This is a genomic window from Rhodococcus sp. NPDC076796, from assembly GCF_040702765.1.
In the GTDB taxonomy this organism is placed as follows: Bacteria; Actinomycetota; Actinomycetes; order Mycobacteriales; family Mycobacteriaceae; genus Rhodococcoides.
In genome coordinates this window covers 222,675-234,497 of record NZ_JBFBMS010000004.1, presented here as the reverse complement: position 1 = coordinate 234,497, position 11,823 = coordinate 222,675, and the positions used below count along the sequence as shown (strand labels likewise).

General features: G+C 65.4%; 13 protein-coding genes. 6 read left to right on the top strand and 7 right to left on the bottom strand.

Annotation, left to right across the window (positions count from 1 at the left end; genetic code table 11):
• Position 1: 1 nt before the first annotated feature.
• The 4 genes from gcl to AB0366_RS15110 are packed head-to-tail and all read right to left on the bottom strand — an operon-like array spanning position 2 to position 3,937.
• Complete coding sequence (gcl, locus tag AB0366_RS15125) at positions 2-1,801, bottom strand: glyoxylate carboligase (RefSeq protein WP_366244631.1); 1,800 nt, start codon at positions 1,799-1,801, stop codon at positions 2-4.
• Position 1,802: 1 nt separating this feature from the next.
• Positions 1,803-2,684 carry a 2-hydroxy-3-oxopropionate reductase gene (locus tag AB0366_RS15120; protein ID WP_366244630.1) on the bottom strand — a complete coding sequence of 294 codons (882 nt, stop codon included), beginning with the start codon at positions 2,682-2,684 and terminating at the stop codon, positions 1,803-1,805.
• An 8-nt stretch (positions 2,685-2,692) separates the two neighbouring features.
• Positions 2,693-3,529, bottom strand: coding sequence for a TIM barrel protein (locus AB0366_RS15115; RefSeq protein ID WP_366244628.1), 837 nt, complete (start codon positions 3,527-3,529; stop codon positions 2,693-2,695).
• Positions 3,530-3,541: 12 nt separating this feature from the next.
• Positions 3,542-3,937: a gamma-glutamylcyclotransferase gene (locus AB0366_RS15110; RefSeq protein ID WP_121872794.1), complete on the bottom strand. Its 396-nt coding sequence runs from the start codon at positions 3,935-3,937 to the stop codon at positions 3,542-3,544.
• Positions 3,938-4,170: 233 nt separating this feature from the next.
• Between AB0366_RS15110 and uraD the strand changes: the two genes are divergently transcribed.
• From uraD to AB0366_RS15085, 5 genes are read left to right on the top strand one after another with little or no spacing between them, the layout of a single operon-like run.
• Positions 4,171-4,710, top strand: a complete 540-nt coding sequence (uraD, locus tag AB0366_RS15105) for a 2-oxo-4-hydroxy-4-carboxy-5-ureidoimidazoline decarboxylase (protein WP_366244626.1) — start codon at positions 4,171-4,173, stop codon at positions 4,708-4,710.
• Complete coding sequence (uraH, locus tag AB0366_RS15100; RefSeq protein ID WP_366244625.1) at positions 4,703-5,041, top strand: hydroxyisourate hydrolase; 339 nt, start codon at positions 4,703-4,705, stop codon at positions 5,039-5,041. The genes uraD and uraH overlap by 8 nt, the downstream gene beginning before the upstream one ends.
• 5 nt (positions 5,042-5,046) lie before the next feature.
• On the top strand, positions 5,047-5,937 hold the full coding sequence (pucL, locus tag AB0366_RS15095; RefSeq protein ID WP_121871500.1) for a factor-independent urate hydroxylase: 891 nt from the start codon (positions 5,047-5,049) through the stop codon (positions 5,935-5,937).
• A 10-nt stretch (positions 5,938-5,947) separates the two neighbouring features.
• On the top strand, positions 5,948-7,351 hold the full coding sequence (locus AB0366_RS15090) for a nucleobase:cation symporter-2 family protein (protein ID WP_366244624.1): 1,404 nt from the start codon (positions 5,948-5,950) through the stop codon (positions 7,349-7,351).
• A 31-nt stretch (positions 7,352-7,382) separates the two neighbouring features.
• On the top strand, positions 7,383-8,159 hold the full coding sequence (locus AB0366_RS15085; RefSeq protein ID WP_183130303.1) for an IclR family transcriptional regulator: 777 nt from the start codon (positions 7,383-7,385) through the stop codon (positions 8,157-8,159).
• Here AB0366_RS15085 and AB0366_RS15080 read toward each other — a convergent pair.
• Genes AB0366_RS15080 through AB0366_RS15070 form a run of 3 tightly spaced genes read right to left on the bottom strand, consistent with a single transcriptional unit; the run spans position 8,156 to position 10,082 of the window.
• Positions 8,156-8,980 (bottom strand): fused MFS/spermidine synthase, encoded by an 825-nt coding sequence (locus AB0366_RS15080; RefSeq protein WP_366244622.1) that lies wholly within the window; start codon positions 8,978-8,980, stop codon positions 8,156-8,158. The genes AB0366_RS15085 and AB0366_RS15080 overlap by 4 nt on opposite strands.
• Complete coding sequence (locus AB0366_RS15075; RefSeq protein ID WP_366244621.1) at positions 8,973-9,416, bottom strand: cupin domain-containing protein; 444 nt, start codon at positions 9,414-9,416, stop codon at positions 8,973-8,975. Before AB0366_RS15075 ends, AB0366_RS15080 begins: the two co-directional genes overlap by 8 nt.
• On the bottom strand, positions 9,417-10,082 hold the full coding sequence (locus AB0366_RS15070; protein WP_314143633.1) for a TetR/AcrR family transcriptional regulator: 666 nt from the start codon (positions 10,080-10,082) through the stop codon (positions 9,417-9,419).
• A 187-nt stretch (positions 10,083-10,269) separates the two neighbouring features.
• On the opposite strand from AB0366_RS15070, the gene AB0366_RS15065 reads away from it, so the two are divergent.
• Positions 10,270-11,817 (top strand): amino acid permease, encoded by a 1,548-nt coding sequence (locus tag AB0366_RS15065; protein ID WP_366244620.1) that lies wholly within the window; start codon positions 10,270-10,272, stop codon positions 11,815-11,817.
• Positions 11,818-11,823 lie beyond the last annotated feature (6 nt).

Genomic DNA, 11,823 nt, shown 5'->3' with positions numbered 1-11,823 from the left:
TCTAGTCCAGCAGAAGCAACGCGGTGGGTGCGTCCGCCGAGGTGTTGGCCAGTTCCTCGAATTCACCGACGTTGTCGATCTCGGTGCCCATCGAGATGTTGGTGACCCGCTCGAGGATGATCTCCACGACGACGGGAACCTTGTGCTCGTTGGCCAGAGTTCGAGCCCGCACCAGCGTCTCGCCGATCAGGTCGGGCTCGGTGACGCGAAGCGCTTTGCAGCCCAGCCCTTCTGCCACCTGCACGTGGTCGACGCCATAGCCCTTGGGGATGCCGGGCTGAGCGTCCAAGACGTCCTGGTGGTTGATGTTGTCGAATCCCAGTTGCACGCAGAAGTCCATGTCGAAGGCACGCTGCGCCTGTCGGATCAGCCCGAGGTACGAGTTGTTCACCACCACGTGCACGTACGGCAGATTGAACTGGGCACCGACGGCCAGTTCTTCGATCATGAACTGGAAGTCGTAATCTCCGGACAGTGCAACGACATTCGCCTTGGGATCGGCGGCCACCGCCCCGAGCGCCGCGGGAATGGTCCAGCCGAGCGGGCCGGCCTGCCCGCAGTTGATCCAATTGCGAGGGGAGTAGACGTGGAGGAACTGACCGCCTGCGATCTGCGAGAGCCCGATCGTGCTGATGTACCGGGTGTCGCGGTCGAAGACCTTGTTCATCTCCTCGTACACGCGCTGCGGCTTGATCGGCACGTTGTCGAAGTGAGTGCGGCGGTGCATCGTGCGCTTTCGGGTCGCACAGTCCTCGACCCAGCCCGAGAGATCACGCAGCGTGCCTGCTGCACGGCGCTCCTCGGCGACGGCCACGAACTGCTCGAGTGCGGCCTTGGCGTCGGAGATGATGCCGTAGTCCGGTGCGAAGACGCGTCCGATCTGGGTCGGCTCGATGTCGACGTGGACGAACTTGCGGCCCTTGCGGTAGGTCTCCAGGCCGCCGGTATGCCGGTTGGCCCAACGGTTTCCGATGCCGAGCACGAAGTCCGAGGCCAACATGGTCGCGTTGCCGTACCGGTGCGCGGTCTGCAAACCGACCATGCCTGCAGCGAGACGGTGATCGTCGGGGATGGTGCCCCAGCCCATCAGTGTCGGGATCACCGGGACGTCGAGAATCTCGGCGAGCTGGACGAGCAGGTCCGAGGCATCGGCGTTGATGATGCCGCCGCCGGCCACGATCAACGGGCGCTCGGCAGCCAGGAGCATGTCGATGGCCTTCTCGGCCTGAGCACGTGAGGCGACGGGCTTGTGTACGGGCAACGACTGGTACGTCTCTGGATCGAAGTCGATCTCGGCGAGCTGCACGTCGATGGGCAGGTCGATCAGCACCGGTCCGGGACGGCCGGAACGCATCAGGTGGAATGCCTGCGCGAACGCACCGGGAACCTGCGCCGGTTCGAGCACGGTCATCGCCATCTTGGTCACCGGTGCGGCGATCGATGCGATGTCGACGGCCTGGAAGTCCTCCTTGTGCAGCCGCGCGACCGGGGCCTGGCCGGTGATGGCGAGGATCGGAATCGAGTCTGCCATGGCCGAATACAGCCCGGTGATCATGTCGGTTCCGGCTGGGCCGGAGGTACCGATGCAGATTCCGATGTTGCCCGGTGCCGCCCGGGTGAACCCCTCCGCCATGTGTGAGGCACCCTCGACGTGGCGGGCCAGCACGTGGCGGATCCCACCGTGATCGCGCATCGCCGCATAGAAGGGATTGATGGCTGCACCGGGGAGACCGAATGCGGTTGTCGCACCTTCGAGTTCGAGGATCTTCACTGCGGCATCGGCCGCGCGCATCCTGGCCATGTCAGTTGTCCTTACCGGAGAGCCGAGCGACGCCGCGGTACAGTGCCGAATGATCCAGGCCGCCATCACCGTTGGCTCGGGCGGAGGCCATCAGCTGCGCCAGCACTGCGCCCATCGGGATCACGACCCCCGCCTCGCGCGCTGCCGAGGTGACGATGCCGAGGTCCTTGTGGTGCAGGTCGATGCGGAACCCGGGCTCGAACGACCGGTCGAGCATCTTCTGGGCCTTCTGGTTCAGCACCGCCGAACCGGCGAGGCCACCGCCGAGCACCTCAACCGACGCAGCCAGATCGACGCCGTAGGCCTCGAGGAATGCGATCGCCTCGGCGAGCACCTGAATGTTGCCGGCCACGATCAACTGGTTGGCCGCCTTGACGGTCTGGCCGGATCCGCTTGGACCCACATGGACGACGGTTTTGCCGACGACGTCGAGAATCGGCTTGGCCGTGGCGAAGTCGTCCGCGCTGCCACCGACCATGATCGACAACGTCGCGTTCTCGGCACCGGCCTGGCCACCGGAGACCGGGGCATCGAGGATGCGGAAGCCGCGCGCAGTTGCGTCGGCAGCCAACGTGGCGGTGACGTCGGGACGGATGCTCGAGAAGTCGATGATCAGCGCGTCGCGTCGAGCATTGTCGAACACACCGCCCTCACCGGACAGGACGTCCTGCACATCGGGGGAGTCGGGGACCATGATCGCGATGACGTCGGCGTCGTGGACGGCCTTGGCGATCGAATCGGCAGCAGTGCCGCCTGCCTCGAGCAGAGGACCCGTGCGATCGGGGGTCAGGTTGTAGCCGACCACCTGGTGGCCCGCCTTGGCGAGATGAACGGACATGGGACTGCCCATGATTCCGAGGCCGATGAATGCAATGGTGCTCATATCAATCCCTACTTGGTAGTGGTGCCGGTGGAAAGAGCCAGCTCTAGCCAGTCGAACGTGTCCTGGCGAGTGGCCTTGTATTCGAGTCCGACGTAGCCGTCGTAACCCCGTTCGGCGAGGCCGGCGAGCTGTCCGCCGAGGTCGAGCGATCCGGTGCCCGGTTCTCCGCGGCCGGGGGAATCGGCGATCTGCACGTGCCCGATGAGGTCGTGGTGGGCCTCGAGCGCTGCGGGAACGTCGTCTCCGTTGACGGCGAGGTGGTACAGGTCGGCCAGCAGGCGCAAATTGTGTACGTCCTGCTCACGGGCCACGCGTCGGATGGTGGCGACGGCTCCGGCAGCGGACTTCAACGGGTAGGCGGGCGCGCCGCTCACGGGTTCGATCAGCACGACCGCACCGATTCTCGCCGCGGCCTTCCCGGCGGCGGCCAGGTTCTCGATCGCGACCTCGTCCTGGTCGAGCGGATCGACGCCGTCGATGCGGTTTCCGTACAGGGCGTTGAACGCTCTGGTGCCGAGTTGTTCGCCGATTCCGACGGTGGCGTCGATGTTGTCTCGGAAGGCCTGCACCTGCGCTGGATCGGACAGAATCCCACGATCGCCTGCGGGCATGTCGCCGGCAGCGAAGTTCAGTCCGGTCAGCTGCACCCCGGCGTCGCGAATGGAGGACACGAACGCGGAGACGTCGCCGTCCGACGGCACCGGGCCCGAGAACGGCCACCAGAATTCGACGGCGTCGAAGCCGGCGTCTCGCGCGCGCTGCGGTCGATCGAGCAGAGGGACGTCGGTGAAGAGAATGGAACAGTTGACGGTGTACTGGAGTCGAGAATCAGTGAAGGTGTTCATGCACAGTGCCTTTCAGTTCTGAGGTTGCGGCAGGCCGCGGTACCTGCGCCAGCTGCCTGCGTAGGTGATGTCGGTCAGTTCGTCCGGCTGCGCGTCGAGCACCCCGGGCCGGAGGCCGACGCCCAGGACCGAGCGCCCGTCCTCGAGCGCGACCACGGTGAGTTCGAGCTCCGGCGGTTCGTCCGGCAGGAAGGACTTGCGGATGTCGTCGAGCGGAATGTCGTACAGCTCGCCTTCGATGGCCGCGCCGGCGGTGTGATCGAGCAGCAGCGCCGGGAATTCGTCCCGTACCGAGAAGAAGCGGTAGTTCGGGGTGGTGCGCACTGTCCCCACGAACGGGTGGGACGAGACGTTGTGGTGCAGGCTGCCGCCGCGCATAGCACCACCGTTGCAGAAAAGCTCCGTCATGAAGTCGTTCCTCTCGGGCTCGAACGGTCCGGACACAAAGTCCGTATTGCGGAATAACGATTCCGTTTTGTGATTCGAGTGTGGCGTGCGCCACGTGGATCTGTCAAGACCCGTACGCCCGGACCGTCCGCGTGAAGCGCCGAATGCCGCAGTGCAGCAACGCTCGACGGCTCGAATCGAATAGGTCCAGATCCACCCTTGACACTGGATGTGATCGGTGTCACGCTCGTTTGGTGGAATCATCATTTCGTATTGCGGAATCCGACACAGACGAAGCCGTCGTCGAGCTGAACGCGGCCTCCGACGCCGACGCGGCACGCACGCTCTCGCTCTGCCTCGACGTGCCTCGCTGGGTCGAGGGAGTTCTGAGCGCCCGGCCGTTCACCGACACCCGGGCCCTACGCAGAGTCATTGCCCATGCCGCCGCGCCGCTGACCGCCGACGAAGTGCACCGCGCACTCGCGGTACATCCCCGCATCGGCGAACGACCGGAGGGCGACGACGCCAGCGCTCGGCACGCGAGTACCGAACAATCCGGCGTCGACATCTCCGACGCTAGTGTGGAACAGCGGCTACGAGCGGGGAATCTGGCCTACGAGAACCGATTCGGGCGGGTCTTTCTGATCAGGGCCGCCGGCCGGGATGCCCGAGCGGTTCTCGACGCTCTGCAGAGCAGGCTCGGCAACGACCCCGAGACCGAGGCCACCGTCGTCGAACACGAACTGCGGGAGATCGCCGAGATCAGAGCGACAGGAAGTCTCGGCGATGCCTGACCCGAGGAGCCATGTGACCGCTCACGTACTCGATGCGGCGAGAGGCGTTCCTGCGCAGGGTGTCTCGATCGTGCTCGCCGATCACCACGGCACCCCGGTTGCCGACGCCGTCACCGACGAGCAGGGCCGGGTCGGAGCGCTCGGGCCGACAGAACTCGAACCGGGCATCTACCGCCTCACCTTCGCAACCGGCGCGTACTTCGCGGCCCAGCACACCGAATGTTTCCACCCCGAGGTCGTCGTCACCTTCGAGATCACCGCACCCGACCAGCACTACCACATACCACTTCTGTTGAGCCCGTTCGCTTTCACCACCTATCGAGGGAGCTAGAACCCATGTCCATCGTGCTCGGAGCAAACCAGTACGGCAAAGCCGAATGCAGACTCGTCCGCATCGACCGCGAGACTCCTCGCCACCGCATCACCGACGTCAGCGTCACCTCGCAGCTGCGCGGCGACCTCGAGGCCGTCCACACCGAGGGCGACAACGCCCACGTCGTCGCGACCGACACCCAGAAGAACACCGTGTACGCCTTCGCGCGGGACGGCATCGGGGCAATCGAGAACTTCGCCCTCCGTCTCGGTGCGCACTTCACCGACAGCTTCGACTGGATCACCGGTGGCCGATGGGAGGTCGAGCAGTACCAGTGGTCGCGGATCGCGAACGGTGAGGACGGCTACGATCACTCTTTCGTCAAGGCCGGCGACGAGAAGCGGAACACGATCGTCACGGTCGACGGCGAGAACATCTCCATCGTCTCCGGAATCAGCGACCTCGTGGTGCTCAATTCGACGGCCTCCGAGTTCTGGGGCTACCCGAAGGACCGGTACACCACACTGAAGGAGACCACGGACCGGATACTGGCGACGTCGGTCAGCGCCCGCTGGCGATACCTCACCACCGAGCTGGACTTCGACAAGACCTTCGACGACGTCCGCTCCATCATGCTCGACGCTTTCGCCTCCACTCACTCTCTTGCATTGCAGCAGAGCCTGTTCCAGATGGGTAAGCAGGTTCTCGAAGCGCACCCGGAGATCGGCGAGATCAAGTTCTCGATGCCCAACATCCATCACTTCCTCGTCGACCTCGAGCCGTTCGGACTGGACAACCCCGGTGAGGTCTTCTACGTCGCGGATCGTCCCTACGGTCTGATCGAGGCCACGGTGGAGCGCGACGACGCCCCGGACGCGGGCCGCGCCTGGGATACCGTTCCCGGATTCTGCTAGGAGCGCCGCCGTGAAACTGACGACCCCGAAACTGACGAAACGCACCCATGCGCCGCACGATCCCGCCCGTCCCGAGGACGAACGGTTGTCGATCGGCAGGTCGTATCTCTATGGATTGCAGCACATCCTGACGATGTACGGCGGAGTCATCGCACCACCACTGATCGTCGGTGGTGCAGCGGGGCTGAGCGGCACCGAGATCGCTCTGCTGGTCTCGGCCGCGTTGTTCGTCAGTGGCGCGGCCACCCTGCTGCAGACCCTGGGGGTGCCGTACTTCGGTGCAAAACTTCCTCTGGTGCAGGGCATTTCGTTCGCGTCGGTGTCGACGATGGTGGCCATCGCGAGCGGGCCGGGTGGATTGAACTCGGTGTTCGGCGCCATCATCGCCGCCGGTGCCATCGGCATCCTCATCACCCCGTTCTTCAGCAAGATCGTGCGCTTCTTCCCACCGGTGGTGACCGGAACGATCATCACCGTCATCGGCATCTCGCTGCTGCCCGTTGCGGTTCGGTGGGCGATGGGCGGTGACGAGCAAGCCACCGATTGGGGCTCGACGTCCAACATCGGACTCGCCGCCTTCAGTCTTCTGGTCGTGCTGCTCGTCAGCAGACTGGTGCAGGGCACGCTTTCGCGACTGTCGATTCTGATCGGCATCATCGCAGGCACAGTGTTCGCCGTCCTCGTCGGCAAGGCCGACTTCTCCGGTGTGGGTGACGGTGCCATCTTCAGCTTCCCCGAGCCGTTCGCGTTCGGAGCACCGACCTTCCAGATCGCGGCGATCCTGTCGATGGTGGTGGTCATTCTCGTCATCATGACCGAGACCACCGCGGACATCCTGGCCGTAGGCGAGATCGTCGGCACCGACGTCGATGCCCGACGCGTCGGCGACGGGCTGCGCGCGGACATGGTGGCCACCACCATCGCTCCCGTGTTCGGCACCTTCCCGGCCAGTGCGTTCGCGCAGAACGTCGGTCTGGTGGCGGTCACCGGAATCAAGAGTCGCTACGTCGTCGCGGCAGGCGGCTCGGTACTGCTGTTCCTCGGACTCTTTCCCATCCTCGGACTGGTCGTCGCATCGGTTCCGTTGCCCGTGCTCGGCGGCGCGGGCATCGTGCTGTTCGGGTCGGTGGCCGCCAGCGGCATCAGGACTCTGTCCAAGGTGGAGTTCGACGGCAACCTCAACCTCGTCATCGTGGCCGTCGCCATCGGCTTCGGCGTCATCCCCATCGCGGTGCCGGGCTTCTACGCAGCGTTCCCCGACTGGGTCCACGTGGTACTCGACTCGGGCATCAGCGCCGCGAGCATCGTCGCCGTCCTGCTGAACATCGCGTTCAACGTCGTCACGATCGGCCAGAAACCCTCGCCCTCGGTGGTGACCGCTGCACCACCGGTGGCGACGCGGCATCACCAGTAGTGTTCTATCGAGATCGGTAGAAGCTACGAGCATGCGAGGTGGGACTGTGGCGGCAGGTGGCGGGGTGCAGTCCGTGGAGCGTGCGTTCGAGTTGCTCGACATCATGGCCGCCTCGGGCGGATCCATCGGGATCAGCGAACTCGCCGAGGGTACCGATCTGCCGATGCCGACCGTGCACCGACTGATCGGGACCCTCGTCTCGCTCGGCTACGTCAGGCGGCTGCCGTCCCGTCGATATGCGTTGGGTACCAAACTCATTCGCCTGGGTGACAGCGCGAGCAAACTGATCGGCGGATGGGCGAAGCCGTACCTGGCCGAGCTGGTCCGGATCACACACGAGACGTCCAACATGGCATTCCTCGAGGACGACATGGCGGTCTACGTCGCGCAGGTGCCGTCCGAACACGCCATGCGGATGTTCAACGAGGTGGGGCAGCGAGTGCTGCCGCATTCCACCGGCGTCGGCAAGGCGCTGCTCGCGCAATTGGACGACGACGCCGTCCGCGCGATCGTCGGCCGACTCGGTATGGCACCCCGCACCGTCAACACCCTCACCACCCTCGACGCGTTGCTCACCGACCTCGCTGCGATCCGCGAACGCGGGTACGCCATCGACGACGGTGAGCAGGAGGTGGGAGTGCGCTGCTTCGCCGTACCCGTGATCGGCGCACCGACTCTGACGGCGATGTCCATCGCCGGGCCCACCGCCCGAGTCACGCTCGAGTCTGCCGAGCAGTTCGTCCCCCTGCTGATCTCGGCCGCGGAGCGACTGGCGAAAGACCTCGCGAGCAACAACCCAGCTTCCTAGTCCTTCAACACCCGCGCGTCGCGGGCAAACGACTGCACTTCCTCGGTCAACCACACATGAGCCGGCACCGCACCGCCGAGTAGTTCGCGAGCCAACGACGGGGAATCCCCGATCGGCACATCGCTGCCCGCAATGATGATGTTGCCGTAGCGCCTGCCCTTGAGCATCGCCGGATCGGCGACGATCGCCAGGTGCGGAAAGACACTGCGAAGAGTCGACGCCTCCTGCTTCGCGAGCGAGAGATCGCGTCGGTCACCGCAGTTGACGACGTACATGCCGCCGGGGGCGAGGACGCGCCGAACGTGCTCGATGAACTCGGCGGTCAGTAGCGGTGCCGGAGTTACCGCTCCTGCGAACACATCTCGCACGATCAGGTCGCGGCTGTTCCCGGTCAGTGTCTCGGTGACCGCCCGTGCCTCACCGACGCGGATACGCAGCAACGGTGCTCGCGGCAGGTCGAACCACTCGCGTACCAGTTCCGAGAGCTTGCCGTCGAGTTCCACGACCACCTGACGCGCCCCCGGATATTCCGCGGTGAACGAGCGCGCCAGCGTGCACGCCCCGCCGCCGAGGTGCAGCGCCCGCAGCGGAAAGCTCGAATCCCATTGCGCCCGAACCAGCCCCGAGATCCAGCGCATGTACTCGAACTCGAGCACCGTCGGATCGTTCATGTCGATGTGCGAGCTGGGGACGTCGTTGACGTTGACGACCCAGCCATCGTCGGAGAACGTGTCGCGGACCAATTCACAGGTGCCCGAATCGATTTCGAACACCCCGGGCTGCAGGGAGCCTGATGACTCCGATCCGCGCTTTCTACCCATGCTCGGGCCCCTCGAGCCGGAAGTCCTCGAAATCGAATCCCGGAGTGACGGTGCAGCTGACCAGACTCGGCTCGTCGCCCACGGGACGCGCCCGCTGCCACACCGATGGCGGCACGATCTGCTGCGGCGAGTCCGGTCCGACCAGCAGCGAGGTCACGGTTCCCGGCTCGTCCGCTGCGCCGCCGAGGTCGAGCTGCACCGGACCACCGCGGTGATACAGCCACATCTCGGTCCCGCGGACGGTGTGCCACGCCGACTGCTGGCCGGGCATGAGCAGAAACAGAATGGCCGTGCCTGCCGCGCGGGGACCGGGATAGCCGTCGGGCAGGAACTCCTGTGGGATCGTGACCTCGCTGCGCCAGGTCTCGCGAAACCATCCGCCCTCGGGGTGTGGTGCCAGGTCGAGGGCCCGGGCCCAGTCGGGCAGCTGTGTCATCTAGTCCACCTTCGCCAGCAGGGCACGCGCGGTGTCGTGCAATTCGCTCACGTCTGCCGACCAGCCCAGCACCCGCAGGGCGGCTTCGGCAATGGCGGCGGCGTCGGCCAGCGCATCGGGCCTTCCGTTCTCGAGGTCGGCGCGGGCGTTCACGACGGTCTCCACCAGGCGAAACGGAAGGTCGACGGTGCCCGGACGCGGCGTGGCACCGAGCTCGGCCACCGTGTCCGACGCGATGGCCGCATACAGACCCATCAGCGTGTAGCGATGGTCGCGGAAGGTTTCGAATCGCTCGCTGCGCAGTTCGGGCAGTAGGTAGAGCGCGCCGAGATTCCAGGTGGACGCACCGAGCTGGCCGGCGTCGAAGTAGGCCAGTGCGTACATCTGGGTCGCAGCCTCGGCCCCCGACTGCCGAATGCGCTGCGCGACGGCCAGCGGCGCATCGACCGTTCCGCTGAGCAGCGCGTCGAGTATGTCGTCCTTGGTGGCGAAGTGGTGATAGAGCGAGGCCTGACGCAATCCGACGGCATCGGCGATGACGCGGGTGGAGGTATTGGTGAATCCGCGAGTGGTGAAGAGCTCTGCCGAGGCGTCGAGTATCTCCTCGCGAGCGGTGTCGCCGGGCCGCTTCTTCGTGCTCAGCCTTGGCCTGCCTGCTCCGGTCATGAGTGCATCTTGTCAGGTCGACGTGACGGTGAGATTTCTGTCATCTGATCGAAATAGACGAAACGAGCTTGTTGCACGACGGTCACCGCCAGGGAACGACGGTGCCGAAAACTATCAACTGACAGAAAACCCGCCTCGGCGATGCAGCGGGGTCACTCATCCACCCACCTCGCCCGTAGGAGATCACATGAGCTCGACCACACTGCCCGCGTCAGGTCAGGGGTCCGAATCACCCGCCACCTCGGACCATTCGGATCTGGCTGCGCTGGGCTACGACCAGCAGCTGCATCGCAGCCTGGGTAAGTACGCGTCCTTCGCGGCCGGCTTCTCGTTCGTCTCGATTCTGACGACCATCTTCCAGCTCTTCGGACTCGGCTTCAGCTTCGGTGGCCCGGCCTTCTTCCTCACCTGGCCGCTGGTGTTTCTCGGGCAGTTCATGGTGGCCCTGAACTTCGCCGAACTCGCTGCCCGTTATCCCATCTCAGGTGCGATCTACCACTGGTCGCGGCGCATGGGCGGTGAGCTGGTCGGCTGGTTCGCGGGCTGGTTCATGATCATCGCGCAGATCGTCACCGCCTCGGCGGCCGCAATCGCACTGCAGGTGGTGCTACCCAGCATCTGGGGCGGATTCCAGCTGATCGGCGAGGACACCGCACTCACCTCACCGAGCGGTGCCGCCAATGCCGTTGTGCTGGGCTCGATTCTGCTGGTGCTCACCACCACCATCAACTGCATCGGCGTCAACTGGATGTCGCGGATCAACAGCATCGGCGTCACCTGCGAGATCGTCGGAGTCATCGCCCTCGTGCTGGTGTTCTTCACCCACGCCGAGCGTGGACCGCAGGTGGTCTTCGACACCCGAAGTGCCGGAGCCGATCCCGGCTACATCGGTGCCTGGATCGTCTCGGGCCTGATGGCCGCCTACGTCATGGTCGGCTTCGGCTCGGCAGGCGAACTCGCCGAGGAGACCCGCAATCCCCGACGCGTCGCGCCGCGCACCATCCGCCTGGCCCTGTCCGCATCGGCACTGGGCGGCGGCCTGATGATCGTCGGCGCTCTGATGGCCGCACCCAGCCTGACCGACGGACAGCTTGCGACGCAGGGACTTCCGTACGTCATCGACTCGATCCTCACCTCGCCGTGGGGCAAGGTTCTACTGGTCGACGTCGCGATTGCCGTGTTCATCTGCACCCTCGCCATTCAGACCGCGGCATCACGGCTGATGTTCTCCATGGCCCGCGACGGAAGACTGCCCGCCTCGGCGGCTCTGGCGAAGGTCAACTCGCGCACCGGAACCCCCATCGCACCCTCGGTTCTGATCGGTCTGGCCTGCGTGGCGATCCTGGCCGTCAACGTCGGCAACTCCGCGATCTTCACCACGCTGTCCAGCGTCTGCATCGTGCTGATCTACCTCGCCTACATGATGGTCACCGTCCCGCTGCTGATCCAGCGACTCAAAGGCTGGCCGCACGGCGGAGTCCAGAAGGATGCCGACGGCGAGAAGCTCTTCACCCTCGGACGCCTCGGCCTGCCGGTCAACATCGCAGCGGTTCTCTACGGCGGCCTGATGGTGATCAACTTGTCGTGGCCGCGCGCCGAGATCTTCGACCCCACCGGCGAATTCCCACTCCTACGATGGGCCGCACCGTTGACCGTCCTCGCCGTGATCGTCGTCGGCATCGCCTGCCTGCCCCGCGGCAAGGCCCACCCCAAGCCCGTCACGATCGGAGCCTGAACCACC

Bases quoted from the DNA above. Each gene is read 5' to 3' on its own strand.
- gcl (WP_366244631.1), bottom strand. From the start codon at position 1,801: ATGGCCAGGATGCGCGCGGCCGATGCCGCAGTGAAGATCCTCGAACTC.
- AB0366_RS15120 (WP_366244630.1), bottom strand. From the start codon at position 2,684: ATGAGCACCATTGCATTCATCGGCCTCGGAATCATGGGCAGTCCCATG.
- AB0366_RS15115 (WP_366244628.1), bottom strand. From the start codon at position 3,529: ATGAACACCTTCACTGATTCTCGACTCCAGTACACCGTCAACTGTTCC.
- AB0366_RS15110 (WP_121872794.1), bottom strand. From the start codon at position 3,937: ATGACGGAGCTTTTCTGCAACGGTGGTGCTATGCGCGGCGGCAGCCTG.
- uraH (WP_366244625.1), top strand. From the start codon at position 4,703: ATGCCTGACCCGAGGAGCCATGTGACCGCTCACGTACTCGATGCGGCG.
- pucL (WP_121871500.1), top strand. From the start codon at position 5,047: ATGTCCATCGTGCTCGGAGCAAACCAGTACGGCAAAGCCGAATGCAGA.
- AB0366_RS15085 (WP_183130303.1), top strand. From the start codon at position 7,383: ATGCGAGGTGGGACTGTGGCGGCAGGTGGCGGGGTGCAGTCCGTGGAG.
- AB0366_RS15080 (WP_366244622.1), bottom strand. From the start codon at position 8,980: ATGGGTAGAAAGCGCGGATCGGAGTCATCAGGCTCCCTGCAGCCCGGG.
- AB0366_RS15075 (WP_366244621.1), bottom strand. From the start codon at position 9,416: ATGACACAGCTGCCCGACTGGGCCCGGGCCCTCGACCTGGCACCACAC.
- AB0366_RS15070 (WP_314143633.1), bottom strand. From the start codon at position 10,082: ATGACCGGAGCAGGCAGGCCAAGGCTGAGCACGAAGAAGCGGCCCGGC.
- AB0366_RS15065 (WP_366244620.1), top strand. From the start codon at position 10,270: ATGAGCTCGACCACACTGCCCGCGTCAGGTCAGGGGTCCGAATCACCC.